The 25908-nt window shown below is 52.0% G+C and carries 22 protein-coding genes and 1 pseudogene; 10 read left to right on the forward strand and 13 right to left on the reverse strand.

The window, feature by feature from the left end; genetic code table 11:
• Positions 1-30: 30 nt before the first annotated feature.
• Both ACMHLI_RS18055 and ACMHLI_RS18060 read left to right on the forward strand, forming a co-directional pair.
• Positions 31-1212: an oligogalacturonate lyase family protein gene (locus tag ACMHLI_RS18055; protein ID WP_413530651.1), complete on the forward strand. Its 1182-nt coding sequence runs from the start codon at positions 31-33 to the stop codon at positions 1210-1212.
• Positions 1213-1215: 3 nt separating this feature from the next.
• On the forward strand, positions 1216-1536 hold the full coding sequence (locus ACMHLI_RS18060) for a cupin domain-containing protein (protein WP_413530652.1): 321 nt from the start codon (positions 1216-1218) through the stop codon (positions 1534-1536).
• A gap of 154 nt (positions 1537-1690) precedes the next feature.
• Here ACMHLI_RS18060 and ACMHLI_RS18065 read toward each other — a convergent pair whose 3' ends face one another.
• Positions 1691-2599, reverse strand: coding sequence for an SDR family oxidoreductase (locus tag ACMHLI_RS18065; protein WP_413530653.1), 909 nt, complete (start codon positions 2597-2599; stop codon positions 1691-1693).
• Between the two features lie 276 nt (positions 2600-2875).
• On the opposite strand from ACMHLI_RS18065, the gene ACMHLI_RS18070 reads away from it, so the two are divergent.
• A complete protein-coding gene (locus ACMHLI_RS18070; protein ID WP_413530654.1) occupies positions 2876-3193 on the forward strand; it encodes an RcnB family protein in 318 nt (105 codons plus the stop codon).
• A gap of 80 nt (positions 3194-3273) precedes the next feature.
• Here the strand turns inward: ACMHLI_RS18070 and ACMHLI_RS18075 are convergent, their stop codons facing one another.
• The 5 genes and pseudogenes from ACMHLI_RS18075 to ACMHLI_RS18095 form a co-directional block, all read right to left on the reverse strand.
• Positions 3274-4044 (reverse strand): DUF3750 domain-containing protein, encoded by a 771-nt coding sequence (locus ACMHLI_RS18075; RefSeq protein ID WP_413530655.1) that lies wholly within the window; start codon positions 4042-4044, stop codon positions 3274-3276.
• A gap of 399 nt (positions 4045-4443) precedes the next feature.
• Positions 4444-4908 (reverse strand): hypothetical protein, encoded by a 465-nt coding sequence (locus ACMHLI_RS18080; RefSeq protein WP_413530656.1) that lies wholly within the window; start codon positions 4906-4908, stop codon positions 4444-4446.
• 9 nt (positions 4909-4917) lie between these two features.
• A complete protein-coding gene (locus ACMHLI_RS18085) occupies positions 4918-5796 on the reverse strand; it encodes a hypothetical protein (protein WP_413530657.1) in 879 nt (292 codons plus the stop codon).
• A 14-nt stretch (positions 5797-5810) separates the two neighbouring features.
• Positions 5811-6290 carry an Hcp family type VI secretion system effector gene (locus tag ACMHLI_RS18090; RefSeq protein ID WP_413530658.1) on the reverse strand — a complete coding sequence of 160 codons (480 nt, stop codon included), beginning with the start codon at positions 6288-6290 and terminating at the stop codon, positions 5811-5813.
• A gap of 484 nt (positions 6291-6774) precedes the next feature.
• Positions 6775-7398, reverse strand: a pseudogene (locus tag ACMHLI_RS18095) (NADH:flavin oxidoreductase/NADH oxidase); the annotation flags it as partial.
• 180 nt (positions 7399-7578) lie between these two features.
• On the opposite strand from ACMHLI_RS18095, the gene ACMHLI_RS18100 reads away from it, so the two are divergent.
• Complete coding sequence (locus tag ACMHLI_RS18100; protein ID WP_413530659.1) at positions 7579-8319, forward strand: AraC family transcriptional regulator N-terminal domain-containing protein; 741 nt, start codon at positions 7579-7581, stop codon at positions 8317-8319.
• Between the two features lie 58 nt (positions 8320-8377).
• On the opposite strand, the gene ACMHLI_RS18105 is transcribed toward ACMHLI_RS18100, so the two are convergent.
• Complete coding sequence (locus ACMHLI_RS18105) at positions 8378-9397, reverse strand: hypothetical protein (protein WP_413530660.1); 1020 nt, start codon at positions 9395-9397, stop codon at positions 8378-8380.
• Positions 9398-9781: 384 nt separating this feature from the next.
• Here ACMHLI_RS18105 and ACMHLI_RS18110 point away from each other — a divergent pair, with 384 nt between their 5' ends.
• The 4 genes from ACMHLI_RS18110 to mtr all read left to right on the forward strand — a co-directional run bounded on the left by ACMHLI_RS18110 (position 9782) and on the right by mtr (position 16170).
• On the forward strand, positions 9782-10459 hold the full coding sequence (locus tag ACMHLI_RS18110) for an SDR family oxidoreductase (RefSeq protein ID WP_413530661.1): 678 nt from the start codon (positions 9782-9784) through the stop codon (positions 10457-10459).
• A 195-nt stretch (positions 10460-10654) separates the two neighbouring features.
• Entirely contained in the window at positions 10655-11890 is a 1236-nt protein-coding gene (locus ACMHLI_RS18115; protein WP_413530662.1) for an MFS transporter, read from the forward strand.
• 289 nt (positions 11891-12179) lie between these two features.
• A complete protein-coding gene (locus ACMHLI_RS18120; RefSeq protein ID WP_413530663.1) occupies positions 12180-13928 on the forward strand; it encodes an ABC-F family ATP-binding cassette domain-containing protein in 1749 nt (582 codons plus the stop codon).
• 997 nt (positions 13929-14925) lie between these two features.
• Positions 14926-16170, forward strand: a complete 1245-nt coding sequence (gene mtr / locus ACMHLI_RS18125; protein WP_413530664.1) for a tryptophan permease — start codon at positions 14926-14928, stop codon at positions 16168-16170.
• A gap of 56 nt (positions 16171-16226) precedes the next feature.
• Here the strand turns inward: mtr and ACMHLI_RS18130 are convergent, their stop codons facing one another.
• From ACMHLI_RS18130 to ACMHLI_RS18145, 4 genes are all read right to left on the reverse strand, one after another.
• Entirely contained in the window at positions 16227-17249 is a 1023-nt protein-coding gene (locus tag ACMHLI_RS18130; protein WP_413530665.1) for a LacI family DNA-binding transcriptional regulator, read from the reverse strand.
• Positions 17250-17279: 30 nt separating this feature from the next.
• Positions 17280-18689, reverse strand: coding sequence for a sucrose-6-phosphate hydrolase (locus tag ACMHLI_RS18135; RefSeq protein ID WP_413530666.1), 1410 nt, complete (start codon positions 18687-18689; stop codon positions 17280-17282).
• Positions 18689-20059 carry a sucrose-specific PTS transporter subunit IIBC gene (locus tag ACMHLI_RS18140; RefSeq protein WP_413530667.1) on the reverse strand — a complete coding sequence of 457 codons (1371 nt, stop codon included), beginning with the start codon at positions 20057-20059 and terminating at the stop codon, positions 18689-18691. Before ACMHLI_RS18140 ends, ACMHLI_RS18135 begins: the two co-directional genes overlap by 1 nt.
• 74 nt (positions 20060-20133) lie before the next feature.
• Positions 20134-21720 (reverse strand): carbohydrate porin, encoded by a 1587-nt coding sequence (locus ACMHLI_RS18145; RefSeq protein WP_413530668.1) that lies wholly within the window; start codon positions 21718-21720, stop codon positions 20134-20136.
• A gap of 252 nt (positions 21721-21972) precedes the next feature.
• Between ACMHLI_RS18145 and ACMHLI_RS18150 the strand changes: the two genes are divergently transcribed.
• The gene (locus tag ACMHLI_RS18150) at positions 21973-22914 is read left to right on the forward strand and encodes an aminoimidazole riboside kinase (RefSeq protein ID WP_413530669.1); all 942 of its coding nucleotides are present in this window, start codon (positions 21973-21975) and stop codon (positions 22912-22914) included.
• A gap of 287 nt (positions 22915-23201) precedes the next feature.
• Here ACMHLI_RS18150 and ACMHLI_RS18155 read toward each other — a convergent pair whose 3' ends face one another.
• Entirely contained in the window at positions 23202-23651 is a 450-nt protein-coding gene (locus tag ACMHLI_RS18155) for a hypothetical protein (RefSeq protein ID WP_413530670.1), read from the reverse strand.
• 100 nt (positions 23652-23751) lie between these two features.
• Positions 23752-24837, reverse strand: a complete 1086-nt coding sequence (locus ACMHLI_RS18160) for an alkene reductase (RefSeq protein ID WP_413530671.1) — start codon at positions 24835-24837, stop codon at positions 23752-23754.
• Between the two features lie 101 nt (positions 24838-24938).
• Between ACMHLI_RS18160 and ACMHLI_RS18165 the strand changes: the two genes are divergently transcribed.
• Positions 24939-25850 (forward strand): LysR substrate-binding domain-containing protein, encoded by a 912-nt coding sequence (locus tag ACMHLI_RS18165; RefSeq protein ID WP_413530672.1) that lies wholly within the window; start codon positions 24939-24941, stop codon positions 25848-25850.
• The last annotated feature ends 58 nt before the right edge of the window (positions 25851-25908 follow it).

Below are 25908 nucleotides of genomic sequence, written 5' to 3' on the forward strand. Positions count from 1 at the left end.
CTGATTTTATTGCCATTTATGAGGTGAATCATGGCGAAAGGTTCTCAGATTCAATTCAGTTTCCACACCGTTTCGGACCCGCAAACCGGTGCGCACGTCACTCGTCTGACGCCGCCCGATGTGCTCTGTCATCGCAACTATTTTTATCAAAAATGTTTTACCCGTGATGGCAGTAAGGTTTTGTTTGCAGGGGAATTTGACGGCAATCGCAACTATTACTTGCTGGATCTGAGCACCCAAAAAGCGGTGCAGCTGACCGAAGGTCATGGCGATAACACCTTTGGCGGATTCCTGTCTCCGGACGATCAATACCTTTACTACGTCAAAAATGAGCGTCGTCTGCAACGGGTAAAACTGGCGGATTTCAGCGAAGCAACGGTATATCAGGTCCCTGAAGAATGGGTCGGTTACGGCACATGGGTGGCGAACAGTGAATGCACCAGTCTGGTTGGCATTGAGATCCGCCGTGAAGACTGGACGCCGCTCTCAGACTGGAAAATCTTCCAGGCGTTTTACCACAGCAATCCGCACTGCCGCCTGCTGAAGGTGGAGCTGCTGAGCGGAAAATCCACCGTCATTCATGAGAAAAATGAATGGCTCGGCCATCCTATCTATCGCCCTTATGATGACAGCACCGTCGCGTTTTGCCACGAAGGCCCGCACGATCTGGTCGATGCGCGCATGTGGCTGGTCAATGAAGACGGCACCAATGTGCGCAAAGTGAAAGAACATGCGCCTGGCGAGAGCTGCACGCACGAGTTCTGGGTGCCGGACGGCTCCGCGCTGATGTATGTTTCCTATCTGAAAGGTCAGCACGATCGCCATATCCGCCGTTTCGATCCGCAAACCGGCGAAGATATCAGCCTGATGACCATGCCTGCGTGTTCCCATCTGATGAGTAACGAGACCGGCTCGCTGCTGGTCGGCGACGGTTCCGGTACGCCGGTGGATGTGAAAGACACCGCAAGCCATACGATTGAAAACGATCCGTGGCTATACATTTTTGATGCTAACACCCGGCAGTACGCCCAGCTGGTGACGCATAACAGTTCGTGGCGCGTGCTCGACGGCGACCGTCAGGTGACGCATCCACACCCTTCTTTCTCGCCAGACGATCGTCATGTTCTGTTCACTACGGATTACGAAGGATTACCCGCGCTGTACCTGGCGGAAATCCCCGACGCCCTGCTCAACTCATTACGTAAGGACTAACCGATGTTTATCTTTAAGAAAGACATTCCGTTGCAAGACCTGGGCGCCGGTGTCAGCCGTCGCGTTCTGGCACATGACGGCACCCTGATGGCGGTCGAAGTGTATTTTGAAGAAGGCGCGGTCGGCCCGATGCATAACCATGTGCACGAGCAGTTGACGTACGTGCTGTCCGGACGCTTCAAATTCACCATTGGTGAAGAGACTCGGGAAGTCTCGGCGGGCGATACGCTGTATAAAAAACCGTACATCATGCACGGCTGCGTCTGTCTGGAGAAAGGCGTACTGCTCGATACCTTTACGCCGCAGCGACAAGATTTTCTCTAATAGCTTGTCATTGCCCAAATAGCTTGTCATTGCTCAGTTTTGTTCGTAAAAAAAACCGCAACGTGGTTCCGCTGCGGTTTTTTCAGTTTGATAGACGTGAAAAGCACCTCATGGAGACGCTTTGGCAGCTCAAACTATGTCGTTAACTTATTTATCAGAGCGTACCGGTACCGCCGTCGGAACACCACACCTGACCTGAGGTATAACTGCTTTCATTCGAGGCTAATGCCACGTACATCCCAGCAATCTCAGCCGGTTGTCCCGGACGGCCCAGCGGTGCCTGCTCACCAAATTTCTCAACTTTCTCCTGCGGCTGGCCGCCTGAGGTTTGCAAAACAGTCCAGTATGGACCCGGTGCCACCGAGTTCACGCGGATGCCTTCCGGTGCCAGTTGTTTAGCGAGACCTTTGGTAAATGCCACAATTGAGGCTTTGGTTTGCGAATAATCGAGCAGATTATCACTGGGTAAAAATGCCTGTACTGAAGAAGTATTGATGATTGAGCTTCCGCGCGGCAAATAATCCAGTGCGGCTTTAGTGATCCAGAACATCGCATAAACATTGGTTTTAAACGTCGCGTCAAAGGCTTCGGTGGTCAGATCTTTGATCGAATTACAGTACTGCTGGCGACCTGCGTTATTCACCAGCACATCCAGCCCGCCGAGCTGCTCAGCGGCGTCTTTCACCAGACGCTGACAGAATTTCTCATCGCGAATATCACCGGGGATCGCCACAATCTTATGGCCTTCTTTACTCAACAGATTCACCACATCTTGCGCGTCCGGCTCTTCATCCGGCAGATAGTTGATGGCGACATCCGCGCCTTCACGAGCAAAAGCTATCGCCACCGCCCTGCCGATACCGGAATCTCCGCCGGTGACCAGCGCTTTACGCCCCTTCAGACGTCCACTCCCTTTATACGACGTTTCACCGTGATCGGGCACCGGGATCATCTTACTGACCAGCCCGGGGAACGGCTGTTTCTGCTGTTCAAAGGGCGGTTTAGGAAAGGTGTCGACGTGGGGATCGTTAAGGGAAACGGGGATCGTTTTATTGCTGTTCATACACAAGCTCCTTGTCTTAAAAACGTATGAAGGAACCCTAAGGGTAGGACAGAATCTTCCACGCGAGATGCATTAAGGATATTTCTGAGTTGGAAGGCCCGTTAGCCCGCCGGGAGGGAAACCCTTTCAATCATTTGCATTTCGACACAATTAATCGCCCCTCATATCAGGCCTTTTCTCGTTATCATCCTGACCTATCTGAAAAGAACAGGCTTCGTTGCAATAACAATGGAATGGCAGCGGGCGTTATGTTGATGGTTTTGAACGGGATACATTATGCGTCATTCTAAAATTATTATGTTGTCAGCTCTGGTCTTCTCCTCCGTGATGATGTTTACGCACACCGCTACTGCGGCGACCACGTCACATGAGATTAAGTCATTCTTCGACGACTCTACTGAATACAAAATTGGTGACGCCGTACCTGGCTTGTACCGCACCAAGCCGTATGAAATTGTGGACTGGCAGCAGCGTCACCTGCCAGCGCCGGATGCCGGCAGCCACTGGACATACATCGGCGGCAACTACGCCATGATTACCGACACCGACGGTAAAATCCTTAAAGCTGAATCCGGCGATATCTACTTCCAGTAATACGATTTCCGGTCATACAAAAAAGGCGCTTCCCGCAAGGTAAGCGCCTTTTTTTTTCTGCGATCTCAGGGTTTATCAGCTCAGAGTTCAGCAGCGCCGGGGTTATCGAACCCGACACGGCCAATGAAGGGTAAGCGCAGCGCGGGAGATTTAATATCCACGCCGAGATTCAGCCCCAGCACATTCACCTCAACGCCCTCTTCTACGCCCAGTGTGACACCCAGCAGCCCCAGTACGGATACCTGCACACCGCGCCCCGACGGCGGTAAACCTATCGGATTAGTTATCCCGCGGTAATCTTTGCCGATGGCATTCGATGGCAAGTCCAGCTGGAGATCCGGCACTTCGCGGCCAATGTGCGCCATAAAAGTGTTGCTGTTCGGGCCCGGCCACGCGTGATACGTCTGCGGGTAAGGGTAACGTTTAATGGCGGCTTCTATCTGCGGGATCATCGCCTGTGCTTCAGCCCCCCGGTGATCAACAAGTTTTCTCGGGCGCGAGCCAAACCAGTAGCCGTCAGGGATCGCGTAATCACGACGCACCACATTTTTACTGCCCCAGCTGATCACGTCGTAACGCGTGAACCGGGTTTCACCTTCACGTTTGAAGATAATCCACGGATGTACCGCCACCAGTCCGCGCCAGCCGTAAGTCGGCGCAGCGTAGATCTGCACAATGGCGGTACTTTTAAATTTCATCGGATCCGGCGCAATGCCGGCCGAATCACGTCGCGCCGTCGACCAGTTTTGCGCAGGCGCTTCTTTGGTCTGCGTCGCTTTGGCATAACTGTAGCCAAACGACAGCAGCAAAATGCAGACAAACGCGAGGCTGAACCATTTAAGGGTGATCATGCTTTATTCACCTGAGGGATTTGAGAGAAACCACAACATTACGCATTGCACATGGGGGTGGCAATGTGAAAATCGGGGGTGAGAGTTTACCAATGGTCAGGAACGATGGTTTGGCATAATTCGGGTCGGTCGACATAATAGACTGCAAATTTTTTCTCATGGCAAGATGTATAAGATGAAAACATGAATATTACGCTTAGCAATAAAACAACAATATAACCCAAAAAAAAGGACAGCAGGCTAAAAACCAACCAAAAACATAACACATCTTATATAAAAACCATTTTTTAAAGGTAGGTTTCTCTAAGTTTATTTTACGATGCACGTTCATATTTACACCTTTAATCTCAACTAAAATCAGATAAGCGAGGGTTAGGTTTCATAATATTCACTAAGTTTTTATTCTTCCTTGAATGACTGTGAAAAATTAGGGATTATGGTCACACAGCGTTGAGGATCAATTACATAATAACGCTTAAGGTTTTCTTGTGGGCAGTGAGTATAGGATGAGGATAACAATAAAAAATAAAAAACCCACATACCGATATAAGATATAACAACAGTAATTACACTAAAAATGAGAAATATAAAACCAATAACAGTTTGTTTTTTCGGGGGTATGAAACCTTTAGAGAAAAGGCCACGAAGTGAAAAGAAGAAACCATAGATAAAAAGTGGTACGCCTCCCACAATCACAACACTTTGACGTTCAAATTTTATAATATCAGACTGTCTGAAAAATGATCTGATCTGATAAACCTCATCACCAAATATTACGGAGATAATAAAACCAGCTGATAGCAAGGCCAGTAAAAACAAACACGATTTGTATAAAACCCAGCCTTTCACATTATACTTTACCATTTGCTTTACTCATAAAAATAATTCGTTAATTAATGAATTCGCGTGTTTAAAATTCCATTCAGTTATCTTTTGATACTCGATATATGTTTTTCGTAACTGTTTTTTAAGAGAAACTGATAATCCAAAATCGTCATCTTTTTCGTTTAATTTTTTGTTTAAGTAAAAACCAGCAACGATAACAACAGTTACAGTAAAAACTACTGGCGCACTGACTAATGTACATATTCCAGCTACAACCCCAATAACTACACTCGCCACCACAATCTTTGCCGCGTCCATGGTGATATCGCCGAGAAAATCCACCAGATCATAGTCGGATTTAAATATCAGTTCGATGGCACGCCACGCCAGCGAGGCAAAGATACAGAATTTTGTCCCTTTCATCAGGGCACTGCCCAGCCCGCGTATGCCGATCCCCATTTCCAGCATCTGCGGGTTATTGACGGCGTATCGGGTGCCTTCCAAAATCCGGCGTAGTCCGGGATGGCCAGTAATTTTTATGTAGGATTTGCCTTTGAAAGTGTATTCAATTGCCCTGATCCCCGCCGACTTCAGGCGAAACACAATATCACCTGCCGAGTTTCGAAAGGTCATCAAAAGCCCGATACTGCGCGTCCCCTCCAAAATGTCCTTGATATTACCCGGTGCAGCAATGTAACTAAAAAATGTGTCTGCACGCCCGAAAAGCTCATCGGTGACTTGCTGCGCTTCTTCTAATGTCAGCAACATGATGTAACGGTTTTCGGTAATAAAGCTGCCATTCATGGCAGCCATATCCCGTTGCATTGGATTCACACTTGGGAAAGAATTGAAAGATTCCTCACCCTGCAAAATCCGCTTGCCTTCATTTACCCGCCGCCAGTATTTCTTATCTCTGAGTTCTGACATATTTTCATCCCTGATTATAAAACCCGTTCATTCCATAAACTGTACGCGCTGGTGCCCGCAATACAGTGTTCCCAGGTGATCGTTTCATAGCTGAAACTAACTCTTTCCTGTGGTTCGGCCTCACCCTCGAGAATGCTGTGTGGAACAATAAAATCGATATTGGTGATCCGGGCACCCGTTAATTTCACCTTGAAATAGGCTTCGTTCATCCCTGTTTTGTTGGTGCGGTGCATTTCTAAATCACAAGTCAGAAGCTCATTCTCTGAAATGGCTTTTCCCAGCAGTGGTGTAGATTTATCTATCGGCTTCAGAATAGTGAGTTCGTGATGATTAACGTTCTGAGCGCGGGATAAGGTATGTTTAAGGCTGTAAACCATGATTTGGTTAATATGTCCAATTTGGGCTTTATTACCAATAGAGTCCATTGATGAACAACCGCCAGAGATCAATCCCTGCGTTTGTCCATTGAGCGTGAGATAAGTCAGGCTGGCCATGTAAGTCCCTTACAAGTGATGAGTGATAACATTTCAACTATGCAATCCGGACTTAATTTTGTTCCTGCCTTTTTGATAATGCAATGACTTTATTATTCTGCAAACCTGAGTATTTAAAAATATTCATGACATCAATAATGCATTCGACAAAGATATAATTTATCACTTTTAACTAACAGTGACGGATATATGATTATTTAGAAGGTAAATGGAAAGAGTAATGAAGAAAAGCCTGAACCCCCGATCGTTGATATCACTGGGGAATCAGGCTGTAAATCCGTGTGATCTGGTCGATTACAGAAATAACGATGTCGAATGATCGATAATCTGCATCTGTTCTTTATTCTTAGCACTCCTTTGCCCGTATTACCCGGCGGAATTCTGTAACCAATATGCGTAAGGCACTGGCAGTACCGATTCCGGCTGGCTGATGTTCAGTTCACGCGCGGCAAGGAATGGCCAGTGTGGATGAGTCAGCAGCGTGCGCGCGATTTTCCAGCGTCCCGCCGTATTCATCGGTACGTATATTGGTGTGAGGTGAGAGGAAGCTCTGGGCCAAAAAACCATGAGCGAAATGCAATTCCAGCCATTGAAAACCTGCGTCAACTGCGCGACGTGCCGCACTGGCAAAATTCTGTTGGGTTTGCTGAATATCTTCATGCGTCATTGCCCGAGGCACGTAGGCATCGCCGTGAATAAAAGGGATCGCACTTGGCGCAACCGGCACCCAGGCCTGCGGATCGTTTCTCTCCAGCGGCGCACCGCCCTGCCACGGCGGGGTGCAACCGGCTTTGCGCCCGGCGTGTCCGAGTTGGATGCCAGGTACTGCGCCCGCTTGCTTTATTGCAGATGCGGTTTTAGCAAAACCGTCAATGTGGGCGTCGCTCCACAAACCGGCGTCTCCCGGCGTGATACGCCCTTCCGGCGATACAGCCGTGGCTTCGACCACCAGCAGCCCAACGCCGCCGCGCGCCAGCATGGTGTAATGTGTGTGGTGCCAGTCATTAAGTAAACCGTCCTGCGCCTGATACTGACACATCGGCGATGCGGCGATCCGGTTACGGAGGGTGACGTCTTTTAGCGTAAAGGGTGTGAATAAAGTCGGCATAACGTTCTCTGCTTATCGGGAAGAAGTAAGAAACAGTATCGACTTTTTATCCGCCGGATATCTTGTCAGATCCGCCGGGATAATTGCCTGAAATGATGAATATCCAGAAGGACGTCGCAAACTCACTCTCGTGATGATAAGTTCTGTTCATCCTTCATTCTGCAATGTAAAGGCGGAAAAGTGTCAGATTTACGCCATAATATTGAAACTTCACCACTCGATTCATTATCAGCTGCAATAGGCAATATTGCCCAAAACGACGGTGACTTTACTACGGCTATCGGTGCTTTATCGTTGCATCGTCGCAATACACCGACGTCGCCGGTGCACTGTATTTATCAGATGGGGCTGGGCGTGGTCGCGCAGGGCGCGAAGCAGATCATGCTGGCCGGTAAACCGACCTGCTACCGTGCCGGAGAGTCATTGCTGACGGCTGTGGATTTGCCGGTAGTTTCGCATGTCACGCAGGCAAGTGCGGAGCAGCCTTTTCTCGGTCTGATGCTGGTTTTGGACCCTCAAACGGTGGCCCAGATGGCCGCCGTCATTCCCCCTGCGCTAGCTGTACGGGAAGCGCCAGTTACGCCTTTGTTGGTCGAACCGCTGGATCAGGCGCTGGCCGATGCCCTGCTGCGACTGGTTAATTTACTGGCTGAACCGACGCTGATTGCGCATGTTGCCCCGCTTATCCAGCAGGAGATTATCGTGCGCTTACTGACCGGCCCCTACAGCAGCCAAATGCGCCAAATGGCGACGAAGGGCACGTCGGGTCAGCAGATGATGAATAAAAATCTGGATGCCAGCAGCGCCGCGTTGTTTGTTGGCTATGAAAGCGCCTCGCAGTTCAGCCGCGAGTACAGCCGTGAGTTTGGGGAATCGCCGCTGCGGGATATCCGTCGCTTGCGTACGGAAGGGGAAAGCTGAACGCCATAAAAAAGGGGAGATATCACTATCTCCCCTTTGTAATTCACTGACTTAATGATTAATGACGCTGATGCGTGAACACCGGTTCAGGTTGAGTACGACGACCCAACATGCCCATTGCACCGGCCAGAACGGCTTCGACGATCAACATAAAGAAGGTGAACCAGCTGGCTTTAGCGGTCGCGGCAGCCGCTTTTTCACCGGCTTCACGGGCTTTCTGCTCAGCCTGCTTTTTCAGTTCTTCGTATTTCGCACGTGCCTGCTGATAGGTTTGTTCAGCCTGGCTCACAATCTGATCGACTTCCTGATCGCTTTTACCCGTACGTGCTTTGATGATATTTTTCAGCGCATCGCGGTCAGCTGCCTGGAATGTCGCTTCATTGCGCGAGATCAGACCTTTAATAAAGTTAGTCAGATCGGCATCAGCGGTTTGTGGATGGTTCGCGGTATCATTGGCCTGAGTCTGCGCATTATTCGCCTCACCTTCGGCTTTATTTTGCAAATTCTCTGGCTGTAATTCCGGCTTACCGGTCTGACGCAGCGTAGTTTCAAGTTCGTTCTGCAAACTGTCGAGATTAATATTATTCTCGCCCAGTTTCTCTTTTACCATCTGAGTCACCGGCGGCGCGGCGGCGGATATTCCGCTACCTAACGTTTGCAACCCGGAACCCACCACGCTCATCGCACCGCTCATCGCATTATTCACGACCACCAGCAGGAACCAGGCGCAGATCAGCGTGTTCACTCCGAACATCAGCAGGCCGTGCAAAGCACCTTCGCGCTGGGCCAGACGTCCGCTGGCATACGCACCGGCAGCAATAGAAATCAACATACTGGCGCCCGTCCAGATGGCGGCGCCGGTGCCAAGACCGTCCAGAGGATTTTGCTCTTTAAGCGGGTCAATTGTACTTGCACCCACGGCCGTACCCAATATCGATAACAGTAAATAGACCACCATCGAAATAATGACACCAGCAAAAATCGCGCTCCACGAAATACGCTTCAGTGGAACGTTGTTCACCGGCTCAACCACGGTATTATTGTAATGACCTGGTGCAGGGGTTGGGTTTTCAATCATTTTGATCTCTCCATTTATTACCAGACTTTTCGTTATAAAAATGCAAATCAGGTACGTTAAACTCCTAAGAACCACCGCTAAAGCCAGAATTAAATATAAAAGCTGACATCAGCTTAAATAAGGTTAGCTATAAAACGGGAAATTTCCTCTGTGCTGCCTGAAATTACGCAGACGTTTTAGCAAAAAATGTCAAAAACTCATTAAAAATCATTATTCATTCGCATTGAAACTATTTCGGAAATTTATTAATGAAGTGGGTTTTTCGGCGATGTTCACACAACAATATAAGGGGTTTATCTGCTACGTTTTGCCGCTCAGCGTCTACGCTTAGCTGCTACGGTAGGAACGATTCTCAGATAAATTCCTCATAAAATAAGGACAGATATGACTGACACATCAAAAGCACTCATCATTGGCGCATCACGAGGCATCGGCTTAGGCGTAGTGAACGTACTGGCGGAACGTGGCTGGCAGGTGACGGCGACCACGCGGGATGCGGTACCCGCGGGCAGCCCCGAATCGGCTGAGTGGGTGAAGCTGGATATCAACAATCCCGACCAGCGTACCGCGATAAAAGATGCGCTTTCGGAAAGCACATTCGATCTGATTTTCGTCAATGCAGGCGCATTCGGCCCGGCCAGTCAGGATGTGAATCAGGCCAGCGACGACGAGATTATCAGACTGTTCATGACCAACACCTTCTCGCCGGTGCGGTGCGCGACGGAGCTGCTGCCGCTGCTCAAACCGAAAACCGGCGTACTGGCGCTGATGACTTCGGAACTGGCCAGCCTGAACGAAAACGAAGTTGCCACCTATCCGCTCTACTCCGCCAGTAAAGCGGCGCTTAATATGCTGACCCGTCCGCTGAAGGAAGAAACTGAAAAGCACGGTCAGACGTTGTTGTCTGTCCATCCGGGCTGGGTGCAGACCGACATGGGCGGCGAGAATGCCACACTGACCATAGAACAAAGCACCACCGGTATTGTCGATGTGTTCGAAAAATGGCGCGGCAAAGGCGGCCATCACTTCGTTGAGTATTCCGGACGAGAGCTTCGCTGGTAAGCGAAGACCAAAGACACACTTTTATCTGATTTTATTTATAGCCATTTTGCGATGGCTATTTTTTTGATCTCACTTTTCATGATAAAACAGCCCGTCACTTTGTTAATTATTTGTATCCACAATAATTGCCGGGCTAGTTTGTAGCACAGTACAAAACAGACGCGGCAGCATAATCTATTCTTTCAGGGATTTACCATGCCATCACCCTCCGTGAATTCGGACTCGCTGTTACAACACCGTTCGTTTGTTGCATTCTGGGTAGCCCGCGCGTCATCCAGTTTTGGTTTTCAGATGCTGTCGATTGTCGTCAGCTGGCAGATTTATTCAATAACGGGCCGGGCGTTTGATCTCGGGCTGATCGGGCTGGTGCAGTTTTTGCCTTCCGTCCTGCTGGCGCTGGTCGCCGGTCATGTGGCGGACCAGTTCGACCGCCGCCGCGTGGTGCTGCTGGGCCAAATCGCCGAATGGGTGGCGATTGTCGCGCTGGCGTATCTGACCCTGACCCATCACGTTAACGAAGTCGTGATCCTCAGCCTGATATTTATTATTTCCACCGCCAAAGCGATGGAAGCGCCGTCGTTGCAGTCGATGCTGCCTGCGCTGGTGCCGCCGCATTTGCTGGCACGCGCGATGGCGGCTAACAGCGTATCCGGTCAGGCTGCGGCGATGGTCGGCCCGGCGCTTGGCGGTTTTCTGTATGTTGCAGGAGCCGGTGTCGCCTACTCGGCGTGTGCGGCGCTGTATCTGCTCTCCATCGTGATGGTCAGTCGTTTACGTTATGAACATACTCCGCCGCGCCGCGTGCCCGCGACCTTTAAAACGTTGTTCGCTGGTATCGGGTTTATTCGCAACCGCCCTGACGTGCTGGGCGTGATTTCTCTCGACCTGTTCGCCGTACTTCTCGGCGGCGCGACCGCCCTGCTGCCGATTTTTGCCCACGACATTCTGCATACCGGCCCGTGGGGGTTGGGTTTACTGCGCGGTGCGCCTGCAGTCGGCGGATTGATCGTCGGATTCTGGCTGAGCCACCGCGCGCTGAACCGCAACGTCGGCAAAATCATGTTCGCCGCCGTCGCCGGTTTTGGTGCTGCTACGCTGGTCTTCGCCTTCTCGACGTCCCTCTGGCTGTCGATGCTGGCGCTGTTCGCTCTCGGCGGATTCGATATGGTCAGCATGGTGATCCGCGGCGCGCTGGTACAGCTCGACACACCTGATGATATGCGCGGCCGCGTCAGTGCGGTGAATTCAATCTTCATCAACACTTCGAATCAGCTCGGTGAATTCGAATCCGGTCTGATGGCCGCATGGCTCGGCGCGGTGCCCGCCGCAGCGATCGGTGGCGTCGGAACACTGATCGTCGTCGGGCTGTGGATGACGTGGTTCCCCGGCCTGCGTAAACGACAGAAGCTGGAGAATGAGGTAGCGGTTTAATCCGTGGGGGACGAAATCCCGCACTGGCAAAATCCCAAATCCCCCAATATAATCAGCTCATTCATTCACCAACTTTATATAAGGAGGATTGCCATGCTGACCCGTGAATTGTTTTTAACTTCACTCGTCCTTAGCGATCGTCATTGCTCAAGCGTTACCGGTATCGTGCTGCGATAACCTGCTTGAGCGAAGCTAACTGACAATCTGAGAACTTCCCTCCGGCTTACCGGTTATCGTCGGCTTTTTTGACGAGAGGCATTTCTATGCCTGTAAACCTTGAGTAAGCATCATGAATACATCTGTAAATACATTACTTTCCGCGCAATCTGTCTCTTTCGACACGGCCTTCGGCTCTCTGCTGGCTGAGATTTCCTTCGGCCTGAAAAAAGGCGACCGCATCGGGCTTATCGGCCACAACGGCTGTGGCAAAAGCACATTGTTGAAAATCCTCAGCGGCGAACTGGCGGCCAGTTCCGGCACCGTCACCCTTTCCAACCAGTGCCTGATGGCACGCATCGAACAACATCTTCCCGCAGCACTTGCGCATTGTTCGCTGCTCGACGCCGTGCTCAGCCATTTGCCGGACAGTCTGGATCAGCCAGAGCGCTGGCAGGCACAAGTGTTGCTCGCCACGCTCGGTTTTGATGAAACAGCCTGGGAACTTACCGCCGGGACTCTCAGTGGCGGACAGCATACCCGCCTACTGCTGGCGCGGGCGCTGATCCGTCAGCCGGATTTGCTGCTGCTTGATGAACCGAGTAACCATCTGGATTTGCCCACGCTGCTGTGGCTCGAAGAGTTTCTGAAAAATTGGGGAGGCAGTTTTGTGCTGGTCTCCCACGACCGCAGCCTGCTGGACAACGTGACTAACTGCACCTGGATCCTGCGTGATAAAACGCTGCAATTTATTCGTCTTCCCTGCACGCAGGCGCGACAGGCGCTGGAAGAAAAGGATGCGGCGGATGCGCTGCGCCGCAGATCTGAGCAAAAGGAGATCGACCGCGTGGCGAAAAGCGCCAAACGGCTGGCGGTCTGGGGCAGCGTGTATGACAACGAAGGGTTGGCGCGCAAGGCCAAGCAGATGGAAAAACAGGTCGACCGGTTGAAGCAAGATCAAACTGAGGTCACCGCAGGCAATCTGTGGAAGCTACGTTTAAACGGTGAAGCCTTACCGGCAGATCGCGTACTGGCGTTGTCGAATCTGCATGTCCGCCCTGCGCCGGATGCCCCGGAGCTGTTTGAGCTGGAAGAAATGCGGGTAAAAAGTGGCGACCGTATCGCGCTGGTCGGTCGCAACGGCGGTGGTAAATCGTCACTTCTGCATACTCTGTGGCGGGCATTTTGCAATCTGGACAATGCGGAACCCGGCGTGGTCTTTCACCCGCGTGTACGCACCGGTTATTACGACCAGAGCCTGCAACAACTGCGTGACGACGACAGCCTGAGCGACGCGCTGGTACAGTTCGCTCCATTGACGGAAGAACAGCGAAAAATGGCACTGATTGGTGCGGGCTTTTCTTACATCCGCCATCAGCAAAAAGTCAGTACGCTCAGCGGCGGCGAGCGCTCGCGCCTGCTGTTTATTGGCCTGACGCTGGCGAACTACTCACTGCTGCTGCTTGATGAACCGACGAACCATCTGGATATGGAGGGGAAAGAAGAGCTGGCGGAGACGCTGAAAACTTTCAGCGGCGCGGTATTGCTGGTATCGCACGATCGGCGGTTTATCGAGCAAAGCTGTAACCGGTTCTGGCTAATTGACCAACATCGGCTCGGGGAATGGCATGACCTCAAACCAGTCTATGAGATTTTAGCCGGTGTTCCTCAAGGGACTACTCCCCTGCCCGCGACAGAGCAAAAACCGGAAACGGCGAAAGAGCAGGAAACGCAAGAGGAACGCCTGCTGGCGATGCTGCTGGAGCTGGAGGGCAAACTGGAGGAAGACCGTGCGCGTAAGCCGAAACACCAGAAACCGGAGTTGCAAAATCAGTGGCAGCGGCAAATCGCCGAACTCAGCGCCATGCTGGATTTAACCTGATGAGGGGGTGCAATAATAAAAAACCGATGTTAATCAGTCGCTAATATGAAGAAAGCCCCAGTAATACATCACCGGGGCTTTCAGGTTACTACCAATTTAATATTTAACATTCATCAACTTAATTACTTAACTCTACTTCTCATGATGCACATATTTTCACAGGATATATTGGTTACTGATTTACTGCTGTCCTCCTAGAGTTTTATGGAATAAGCGTTTCATCCTGCTAATTTCATTAAGACAATTCCTTAAGAGTTGACTTAATGAGTACATCGCCCTCGCGATATATACTCTTTGATGCGTTACCTTACTCTCTTCGCGACATTCTCGATTTCATACTTACGTACCCAATCGCGAACATTACTCTTAACAACAAGGCCTTACATCATCGCGTTGTGTTCCACATCATGCGATTGCTGTACTTAACTTCGAGGCCTGACATCCTCTTCTCACGTGACTAAGTATTTCAGCCCGGTGTTGAAGAACCCATCCAAAATATGTCGTGGCCTTCATCGCATCTATTTACTGCTGACTTACTTTGATACTCACTTCTCGGTAATACACGCCGGTTAATAAATCTCTTACTCATCTCCTCTCCAGCGTTAAGTTCTAATCTACTCGTTATAAACCGGGTGTCAACACTGTATTTTAGTACAGGTTTATATTTATTATTTATATTAGAAAACGTAATGAAATCTGTGATGTAAACCCATTTATTGATGTATTTTTAGACGGTTTTGAGTATCAGCCCCGAAGAGTCGCTTAATAAACAGGCAGATCGGACAGCAAGTTCAAAAGTATCAGGTAAGCGGATGTATTGCCCTGACGTACTATCACACTAGTTCATGGTGTACATGCATCGCCATTTGCACTATATTATCGCGCTTAAGGTCAGAGCCGCAGGATAAACGCACGGTAACTGCCTCCACAACTCATCCATTCTTTTACAGCAATTCTTGAAATGAATCGTGATAAAAGCCACGCGAGGAACCGCACTATGGCGACGCTTTCCACAGAAGCCCCACTCCGCTCCGTCTTTGGCGGCGCAATGATTATTGGTGGCACCATCATTGGCGCGGGCATGTTTTCGTTGCCGGTGGTGATGTCCGGGGCCTGGTTTTTCTGGTCAGTCGCCGCGCTGGTATTTACCTGGTTCTGTATGTTGCATTCAGGGCTGATGATCCTCGAAGCCAATTTGAATTACCCGATTGGATCCAGCTTCAATACCGTCACCCGCGATTTGTTGGGCAAAGGGTGGAACCGGCTGAACGGCCTCACCATCGCTTTCGTGTTGTACATTCTGACCTACGCCTATATTTCAGCGAGTGGATCGGTTATTCAGCATACGATGCGCGAGATGTCAGTGAACGTTTCCCCGCGTCTCGGCGGATTGCTGACCGCGCTGGCGGTGGCGTTTATCGTCTGGCTGAGCACCCGCGCGGTCAGCCGCATGACGGCTATCGTGCTCGGCGCGAAAATCATCGCGTTCTTTCTCACCTTTGGCAGCCTGCTGTGGCATGTGAAACCGGTAAATCTGCTTAACAGTGCGGAGATCAATCCGGGTTATATGCCTTATGTACTGGCGACGTTGCCTTTTTGTCTGGCGTCGTTTGGTTATCACGGCAACGTGCCAAGCCTGATGAAGTATTACGGCAAGAACCCGCAGGTCATCAAAAAATGTTTGCTGCTGGGCACGCTGATGGCACTCGGGCTCTATATCATCTGGATGCTGGGTACGATGGGCAATATTCCACGCCCGGCGTTTATTGGCATCGCCGAGCGCGGCGGGAATATTGATGTGCTGGTGCAGTCGCTGAGCCAGATCCTCAACAGTGAAGGGCTCGACTTACTGCTGACGATCTTCTCGAATTTCGCCGTCGCCTGTTCCTTCCTCGGCGTAACGCTGGGGCTGTTCGATTATCTGGCGGATTTGTTCAAATTCGACGACAGTAAAACCGGCCGCTTCAAGACCGCGCTGGTGACCTTCATCCCGCCGATGATTGGCGGCGTTATCGTCCCCGATGGATTTATTTATGCCATCGGTTTCGCCGGTCTTGCCGCCACGGTCTGGGCGGTGATTGTGCCTGCGCTGATGGCACGAAAATCGCGTAAACGCTTTGGCAGCCCGCGTTATCGCGTCTGGGGCGGCAATAAAATGATCGCGCTGGTGCTGGTGTTCGGCGTGCTTAATGCCGTGGTGCATATTTTATCGAGCGTGGATTTACTGCCTGTTTATCGTTAATAAAGAGTGGAAGAGAAAGCCCGTTCTGACGACGGGCAGTACTCATGCCACTAAATTCATGCCTCTGAAGACGCCGGATGCCGCCAGTGCAGCTTCGGCGCAAGATAACAGCGCAACTCCTGCGGCTGCTGCTCATTAATAAGACCGATCACCACCTCAAAACAGTGCATCGCCAGTTCGCGGCAATCCTGTGCGACGGTATCGATTTTCACGGAAAGGGAATCGTAGAGATAATGGTCGTCGAAGCTGCACAGATGGATATCACTTTCCAACAGCTTGTGCTGGCTCATATAGCGCAACACCCCTTCCATCAGCCCGCAAGACGCCACGTACAGTGCTTTTGGCGGCCTTCCGAGACGCGCACAGAGATTGGCAAACATCTCGTAGCCGGAGCTCGGATGGTAATTGCCGTACATAATCCACTCGGGTTTCAGCGTCACACCGGCGCGTTCTAAGCCGAGCTGATAGCCCGCCAGACGGTCGCGCGTCGGGGAAATGCGCGGCTGTCCGCCGAGAAAATAGAATTCATCAGAGTGATTTTTCGCCACACGGGCGACCAGTTCGGCGGAAGATTCTATGGCTTCACAGACCACCAGCGGCAGTTCGGTATCCTGCATATGCCGGTCGAACAGCACCACCGGCAATTGCTGGCTGATTTTGACGTATTCCGCATCATTGAGCATGCTCGAAGCCACGATCAGACCATCGACCTGACGCTGGATCAGATTGTTCACCACCATCGTTTCCTGACTGGTATTTTCATCCGTACAGGCGATCAGCAGTTGCATACCGTTTTCACGACACAGCGTTTCCAGCTCATTGGAACAGGCGGCGAAACCGTAGTTGGTCATTTCCGGCACCACCAGCCCCAGCGTATAGCTGCGCACCGCATTGAGAGAACGGGCGTGAATACTCGGCTGATAATGCTGCTCCGCCGCCACCGCGAGCACGCGATCGCGGGTGCTGTCGGAGATGCGAAACTTTTTGCTATGCCCGTTGAGCACCTGGCTGGCAGTCGATTTCGACACGCCAGCCAGTTCGGCTATGCCACTGATAGTGATGCGTTTGGTCTTTTTCACTGCGCCATATTCTATTGTCCGGAAAGGTTTTTATTCTAACACGCAATCCGTCAACGACCAGTGGCGCAGCGCAATCTGCCCCTCACCGCTGAGGGTTAACCGTGCCGGCAGTGCAGGAAAATAGCGTGAAGACATTACTGCATCACCCTCATTAATGAAGATCTCCACGCTGGAACTGTCGCACAACAGGGTGAGATGACGTAACGCGCCGCGCCAGACGCGCTGCTCCGGTTCGCCGGTGCGACGGTTTATACGCGAAAGTCGTAGCCATTCGCCGTCCCAGGCGAGCGTCATGTTTCCGCCCAGATCGGCGCTGAACGGCTGCTCAGTCCCGAGAGTGACTTCCGCACGTGTAATGTCCCACACCGGCGCGTCCTGCGCGATACCCTGCCAGGCCTGTTCTTCGCCGCGTAACTGCTGAAGTTCGCGCGCCGGACGTTGAATAATTTTACCGTTTTCAAGCGTCAGCTCGCGCGGACAGGTCATGGTGTGCAGCCAGCCCTGCCCGATGGTCGGCTGGTAAAACTCATCGCCGTCGGGGACGCCCATCCAGCCAATCAGCAGGCGTCGGCCGTCGTCAGTGTGCGTAGTTTGCGGCGCATAAAACTCGAACCCGAGATCCAGCTCGTGGAAATCGCCGTGCGGAAACTGCCCCGTGGCGTAGTCCAGCTGCCCGACAAAATACCCGGACTGGAAGGTATTCTGGTAGCGGTCGGGTTGCGACGCCAAGCCCTGCGGGCAGCAGATCAGCACGTCGCTGCCGGTGATGCTGAACAGATCCGGGCATTCCCACATGTAGCCGAATTCCCCCAGCCCGTTCAGACCGGAACCGGCGATTTCACCGAGCGATTCCCACGCCAGCAAATCGGCAGATCGCAGCAACAGCACCTTGCCTTGCAGGCTGAGATCCTGCGCGCCAAGCACCATGTACCACTGGCCATCGTGCCGCCAGACCTTCGGGTCACGCACGTGGCCGGTGTAACCGGCGGGCAGATCCAGTACTGGCCCGGTTTTCTCAAATTCACCGTGCCCGTTTTCACGCGCCAGACACTGAAAGGCCGTGCGGCTGCCGTCCGGATATTTCACGTTACCGGTATAAATAAGCGTCAGCTGGCCGTTGTCCACCACCGCTGAACCGGAATAGCAGCCGTGAGATTCGTACTCTTGCGCCGGTGCCAGCGCCAGAGGCTCATGCCGCCAGTGGAGTAAATCCGCCGAGCTCCAGTGCCCCCAGAACTTCGCGCCGTGCGCGCAGGCCAGCGGATTCCACTGATAGAAAAGATGATAGCGTCCGTTATGCTGCACAAATCCGTTCGGGTCATTGAGCAAACCGACCGGCGGCGCAAGATGCCAGCCGGGGCGGTACGGATCGCAGGCAGCCTTCACCTGCCCCGCCACCACGCTGCGCAGCGCCTGTTTCAGCAGACTGACTTCCGACATTATTCACTCTCCGTTTTGTATTTCAGCAGCAGGGAAAGCAGGAACGCGCTGCCGAAGGCAATCACTAAGCCGATGAGATAGCTGAGCATCGAACTGGCCTGCACAATCGCCAGCCCCGGAATACCCGTCAGGCCCACGGCGGTCATGTTGACGTGCATCGCTACTACCCATGCTCCCCCCAGCGCCCCCCCGGCTAAGGCGGCAATGAACGGTTTCATAAAGCGCAGGTTGATACCGAAAATCGCCGCTTCGGTAATGCCCAACATGGCCGAGAAGGCAGACGGCACGGCAATTGCTTTAATTTTTGCATCACGTGTTTTGAAGTATACCGCCAGACAGGCCCCCCCCTGTGCCACGTTCGCCATCGACCAGATCGGCAACAGGAAATTCACGCCGATGCTCGGGTTGCCCAGCAGCCCGGCTTCAATCGCGTGAAAGCTGTGGTGGATCCCGGTGATGACAATAACCGAATACAGCCCGCCAAAGATAAGCCCCGCTACCCAGCCCGCGTGGGTGATCAGCGTACTGAGGATAAAGGAGATGCCGTCGCCGAGCGCACGACCGGCCGGGCCGATAATCAGGAATGCGATAAAGCCGGAGATGATGACCGTGAGGAACGGCGTCAGGATCAGATCCAGCGCGTCGGGAATCACTTTGCGCAGACGCTTCTCGAGAAAGCTCATAAACCAGACAGCCAGCAGCACCGGGAATACCGTGCCCTGATAGCCGATCATCGCAATCTCCAGCCCGAAGAAATTCATGGTGTGGAAACCGCTGGCGACACCCCAGGCGTTGGTCAGCGCGGGGTGCGTCAGAATGCCGCCGAGCGTCGCGCCGAGGAAGGGGTTACCGCCAAATTCACGCGCGGCGGTGAAACCGATGAGGATCGGCAGAATAATGAACGCCGCCGAACTGAACATGTCGAGCATGATAAAAATCGCGCTCTCCGGGTTCGCCCAGCCGTAGGTTTTCACCATGCCGAGCAGCCCCATCAGCAGGCCGGAAGCCACGATTGCCGGAATGATCGGCACGAAAATGTTCGACAGCACCCGCGCGATGCGCTGGAACGGGTTCAGTTTTTGCGCCGCAATGTTAGCCGCTTCGGATTTGCTCGATTCACCGATGCCCGCCACTTTGATGAACTCGCCGTGGACTTTGTTCACCAGCCCGGTACCAAAAATAACCTGGATCTGCCCGGCGTTGCTGAAGCAACCCTTCACGCCTTCCACTTTTTCGATGGCGCTTTTGTTAACCAGACTGTCATCCACCAGCACCAGCCGCAGACGCGTCGCACAGTGTGCGGCGCTGGCGATATTGTCTTTGCCGCCCAGCAAAGGGAGCAGTTCTGTCGCAATTGCATTGATATTCATAATGTTCCTTGTCTTACCCTGTGTGACAGCGCCTGGGTAACTCAGGCGCGTCATGATGATTCAAACCCTGTTTATCAGAACCAGGTTTCCATCTGGATCCCGAAGTTCCACTGTCCACCGGAGGTGAACCCGTCCGTGCCGAACGAATCGCTGGAAGAATAGCTGTCCAGCTTGTGGCTCCAGTCCATATAACTGGCGAAGAAGCGGATTTCCGGACGGCTCAGCATGTCGCTGATATCGCCCACTTTGAACGTCGGCGCGAACGTCAGTTTGTAGAATCCGCCTTTCACGTTGTTGTTATCTTTGTAGCCCTGCGGATCGAGATCCATATACTGATAGCTGCCTTCATAGGCCAGTTCGAAGTTTTCGGTGATCTGCTGAATCAGACGGGTGTTGAAGGTCAGCCACTGGTAATCATCGCCGGAAACATAACGGTCTTTACTTTGCTGGGCGAGGATCGCCGGAGCGATACTCCAGTTTTTACTCAGCGGCGTGATGCCGTAGGTCGCCAGGCGCACAGTGCTGGCATCGTCGGTCAGATGTCCATCCGAACCGAGCACTTTCACTTCTGCCCCTAAGCCGTGCCCGTACAGCAGCGCGGTGGTCGATGTCCCTTCGCGCAGGCCGTAGAAGCTCTCGCCGTGGTACGCCAGCATCGTATGGAAACCGGTATCCGCCGCGTTAGTGATGCCCTGCGTGCCGGTGTTTTCACGATCCTGATTATTTTTGGCGCGTAGCCCGCTGACCATCCATTGGAACGGTCCGGCATAGTTATTCGCCGTGACAATGTAGTTCTCAATGCGCGTGTCGTCATCGCTGTTGTTGTTATCGTCGAGATCGTCAAAGTTGCGCCCGTAAAGCGAGAAGTTACTTTTCAGGTCCTCGCTCCACTTCACGTCATAAATCCCGCCGCCGGTACCGGCGAGGAAAATAATGTCGGAATCCAGAAAATGAATATCGAAGTTATCGCGGTCGAAGCGTTTTCCTGCCCACAGCGTCGAGTCTTTCCAAGGGCCAGTAAAGGTCGGCAAAGAGCCGAGTTCGACAAACGCCTGACGAATATTCAGCTCGCTGGTGGCACCGGTCCAGTCGTTGTAGCTGCGCTGCCCGTCCGCCAGCATCACTTTATAGCGTGAGGTCGCGCCGCTGGCCATTGTCTGGTTGTGCTCAAGATTGACTTCTACGTAAGTGTTATTTTCGTTGCCCAGACGCCCGACCGCACCGCCGGTTTGCCCGGCTGGCGTGACGTAAGGACCACTTTCTGTCGAAGTACCGGAATCATTCATGATGACGCCGGAACGCGCGTAACCGGTAAATTTAAATCCGCTGTTGTCGCTGTCACTGCTTTTGGTATTACTGGCTAACGTTTCAGTACGTTTAGCTACGTCGGCAGTTTGTTGCTGGGTGATTTCAGCCGTTTTGGCCACCTGCCGGGTTTGCTGTTCATTACTGGCGGTGCGTGTCTCGAGTTGTTTAACCTGTTGTTCTGCCTGCGTCGCGCGGGCTTCGGCTTTCGCAGCGCGGCTTTCAGCCTGCTGCAAACGTTTTTCCATAGCATTGAAGCGGGCTTCAATGGCACTGGCGGAAATGTCGGCACCCTGAGCCGCAGAAGAAAGAATAAGTCCAACAGCAACAGCCAGATAGCGAGGTTTCATCATCATTTTTATCCTTCAGAGGAAGCTTTATTATTATGAGTAAAACCGTTTAGCTAAATTGCTAAACTGGTTTTCCTGAGCACAATAATCACCTCCCCCTGCTTTAGGCAACGAAGATCTCTGCTCTTAACGTGGAATTGTGATCTTGCTGGCAATTCGTCACTAAATCTTAAAAATTCGTTTGTGCTTGATTAGCTAAACCGGTTCTTCTACTTTATCGGCAAACAGTTTATCAGGAAGTTAAAAAAGGGAATGAAGATGAAAAATCGGGTTTGGGTGTTGGGCGATGCCGTGGTGGATTTGATCGCCGAACAAGGCGACCGTTTACTGAAGTGTCCGGGCGGGGCACCGGCGAATGTGGCAGTGGGCATCAGCCGTCTTGGCGGTGACAGTGCGTTTATTGGCCGCGTGGGTAATGATCCATTTGGCGCATTTTTGCGACAAACTCTGGCAGATGAAGCGGTCAACACCGACTTTATGCACCGCGATCCGCACCACCGTACCTCCACCGTGGTGGTGGAAAACGACGCCGACGGAGAGCGTTCGTTTACGTTTATGGTGCGGCCGAGCGCCGATCTGTTCCTGCAATCTACTGATATTCCGGCGTTCAAAGCAGGTCAGTTTTTGCATCTGTGTTCGATTTCACTTTCCGCCGAACCTTCACGTTCATCGGCGTTTTTAGCGATGGCGCAGATAAAAGCCGCCGGTGGGCATGTGAGTTTTGACCCGAATATCCGCCACGATTTATGGCCGGATGAGAACCAGTTGCGCGAATGCCTCGAACAGGCGCTGTCACTGGCCGATGTGATCAAAGTCTCAGAGGACGAGCTGGAATACCTCACCGGTGAGCCGCTGCTTTCCGAGGGAATTTTGCGACTTTGCCAGCGCCACGATCCGCAGCTGCTGCTGGTCACCCAAGGCAAAGACGGCGTGTCGGTGTACCGCAAACAGGATGCCTCGCTGATGCAGTATCCGGCACCGAAAGTGAAAGCGCTGGATACCACCGGCGCGGGCGATGCTTTCGTCGCCGGTTTGCTGGCCGGGCTGGCGAACGACTGGCCGGTAGCGTCGGACGACGCGTGGCGCGACATTGTCCGTCAGGCACTGGCCTGCGGGGCGCTGGCGACCACCGCACGCGGCGCAATGACCGCACTGCCGGATGCGAGAGAGCTGGCTGAGTTTTGTGGTCAGGCGTTTTGATTGCGGGTGATAAACAATAAAGAGTGGCAGCGTCGCGGATAGCCCTGGCCGCCGCTTATTATTAAAATCAGTCAGCCGGATACCCGCAATGGCAAATTCTTGCTTTGCGGGTTTTTGAAGTTGAATAATCCCTTAGCATTTCACATGGTTCATCTGAAACAACATCGTTTTTATTAATTTTTATCTAAGCCTTTTCTGTTTATTCAGATTAAAAAGATAAAAAACCAGTATAAGCAGAAAGAGATTATGAAGGCACATCCTTTGCCTTCACTGGCTTACTATTAATATCATTCGGAACGAATTGGACCGTCGTTATTTGAATCAGTATCCTTCCAGCTGTTCTTTTCTTTGTCATTCAAATATAGCGTATAAACGGTGTAACCCTGCTGAAATGTCAGTACGTTACCCACATGATTTGTATCAGGAATTTCTTTGCCGTCGACGTAAACGGCATTGTTTTCGATATGAATATCCGCGACCTTCTTACCGTCTTTATGGCTTGCTATATAGTTACCTGCAAAGGCTGACAAGCTGTTTTTGGCACTCGTGACGGGTTTACTACCGAATCCCGCCTGGGCATTCTGCGCTTTGGTTTTGTGTATATCGCAACCTTGCAACTCCGATTGCCCGGTACAGCCAGAACGCTCGAGTTGCTGGCGATACTTCTCAGAAATAGCATTCGCAGGTGACTGGAAAAATACTACCAGCGTTAACGTTGCGAGAATTATCTTATACATCCTGTCATCTCCGAAATCTTATTTAATCAAAAAACACTAATATTTGGCTAATTGCACACAATATGAAGTATATCAGCAAAACGAAAAATTTCCGGAATACTCAGTAATCGGTGTATCCCACTTCATTACCACCAAACAACGTGGCCGGATCGCCAATTTTCGCCAGCGCCAGGTTCTCTTTCAGACGATACGGGAAATCCGGGTTCGCAATAAATGGACGGCCGAAGGCCACCAGATTTACAACGCCTGCAGCCAGAAGTTTGTCCGCTTTTTCACGGGTGTAATTACCCGCCACGATAATCGCGCCGTTGAAGGTAGCCCGCAGTGTTTCACGGAATTCATAGGGTACCTGCGGTGCGTCATCCCAGTCGGCTTCCGCCAGATGAATAAAGGCAATTCCCTTCCTTTCACACCAGGCTGCCAGCACCAGAATGGCTTCAATAGCCTGCGGATCGTCCATACCACGCTGGGTAATAAACGGTGCAAGACGAATACCGGTACGCTGAGCACCAATCGCATCACTGATGGCTTCCAGCACTTCCTGAGCGAAACGTACACGGTTAGCCATGCTGCCGCCGTATTCGTCGGTGCGTTTATTCGAGGTGCGACGCAAAAACTGATCTACCAGATAACCGTTGCCACCATGCACTTCCACACCGTCAAATCCGGCCTCTACCGCATGTATTGCCGCCTGACGATAATCAGCAATCACCCGTTGAATATCTTCGTGCGTCAACGCGCGGGGTTCTGGGCAGTCCAACATTTGCCCGACGCCTTTTTCATCTACCACCCATACCCGTGCGTCAGGAGACAACGCTGAAGGAGCAACGGGTTTACCGTCTGGATGAAAACTCTCATGCGACATCCGCCCCACGTGCCAGAGCTGAGAGAAAATTTTGCCTTCTGCTTGATGCACTGCCTCCGTGACCAAACGCCATCCGGTAACCTGCTCGGCAGAGTGAATGCCCGGCGTCCACGAATACCCCTGACCCTGGGGGGAAATCTGCGTCGCTTCCGTGATGATAAGGCCCGCACTGGCGCGTTGCTGGTAATACTTTGCCATCAGCGGAGTAGGAATATTACCCGGCTGCGCGCTACGAGACCGGGTCATCGGAGCCATCACAATTCGGTTTTTTAAATCAACAGCGCCAATACGGGTGGTATCAAAAAGGGTAGGTTGCGACATGTTTCTTCTCCTGCGAGTTAAGGTATGCCTTGACTTTACGTCCCGCAAGTCGCTTTGATAATGGCAGAAATAACTGATTGTCTCTTCAGGAAAACGGAATAATGGGCAAATTCGAAGACATCACATTGCTGATACAGGTCGTGGAAACCGGTGGATTAGCGGCAGCGGGCCGGCGAATGAACCTTTCCCCGGCCACCATGACAGCCCGGTTAAAAGCGCTCGAAGAGCGTTATCAGACCCGGTTGTTTAATCGCTCCACCCGCGCTATTGCGCTCACCCGTGCTGGCGAAGAGTTTTACCATGCCGCGCTTCGCGTGCTGGAAGAAATGGAACAGGCGGAGTCGAAACTGACTCAGCGGGAGGGCATACTCAGCGGCAGTCTGCGTATTTCAGCGCCATCAGATTTCGGGCGGCAATATTTATCCCCCGCCCTCCTCGATTTTTCCCGCCTTCACCCAGAAGTGAAAAGCTCCGTCTACCTGAGCGAGAGTGTGGTGGATTTGATTGCCAATCGTCTGGATATGAGTATTCGTTTCGGCAATTTGCCGGACAGCAATCTGGTGACAAAGTTTATACGCCCTAACCATCGGGTGCTGGTTGCTTCCACAGCTTATCTGGAAACCAGAGGTATTCCCCTGCATCCACAGGACTTATATGACCATCGCTGCCTGGTGATGGAACTGCGCGGCACGCTCACCAACGAATGGAGGTTTGAAGTAAATGGAGAGCCCAGCGTGATTCGCGTCACGCCGGCGATGGTTTGTGATGACGGTGCTCTGCTGCGTCAGTGGGTACTGGCAGGGGCGGGCATTGCCTGTAAATCCTGGTGGGATGTGAAGCGTGATGTGGAACAGGGGCGGCTTGCCGTCATCCTGCCTGACAGTTTTATCGGTTTCAGCCGTTACGATAAAAAACAGGTTGGCCTACAGTTTGTTTATCCACAGCGTCGTTTCCAGCCTCTGCAGGCCAGCACCTTCAGCACGTTCTTTATCGACTGGTTAGATAATGAGTAATGTGCTTTGACCCTGAATGACCTCAATCTGCAGGTTGCGGGAGCACGTCACTGACTGA

Source organism: Rahnella inusitata (genome assembly GCF_965118895.1).
Taxonomy (GTDB): Bacteria; Pseudomonadota; Gammaproteobacteria; order Enterobacterales; family Enterobacteriaceae; genus Rahnella; species Rahnella inusitata_A.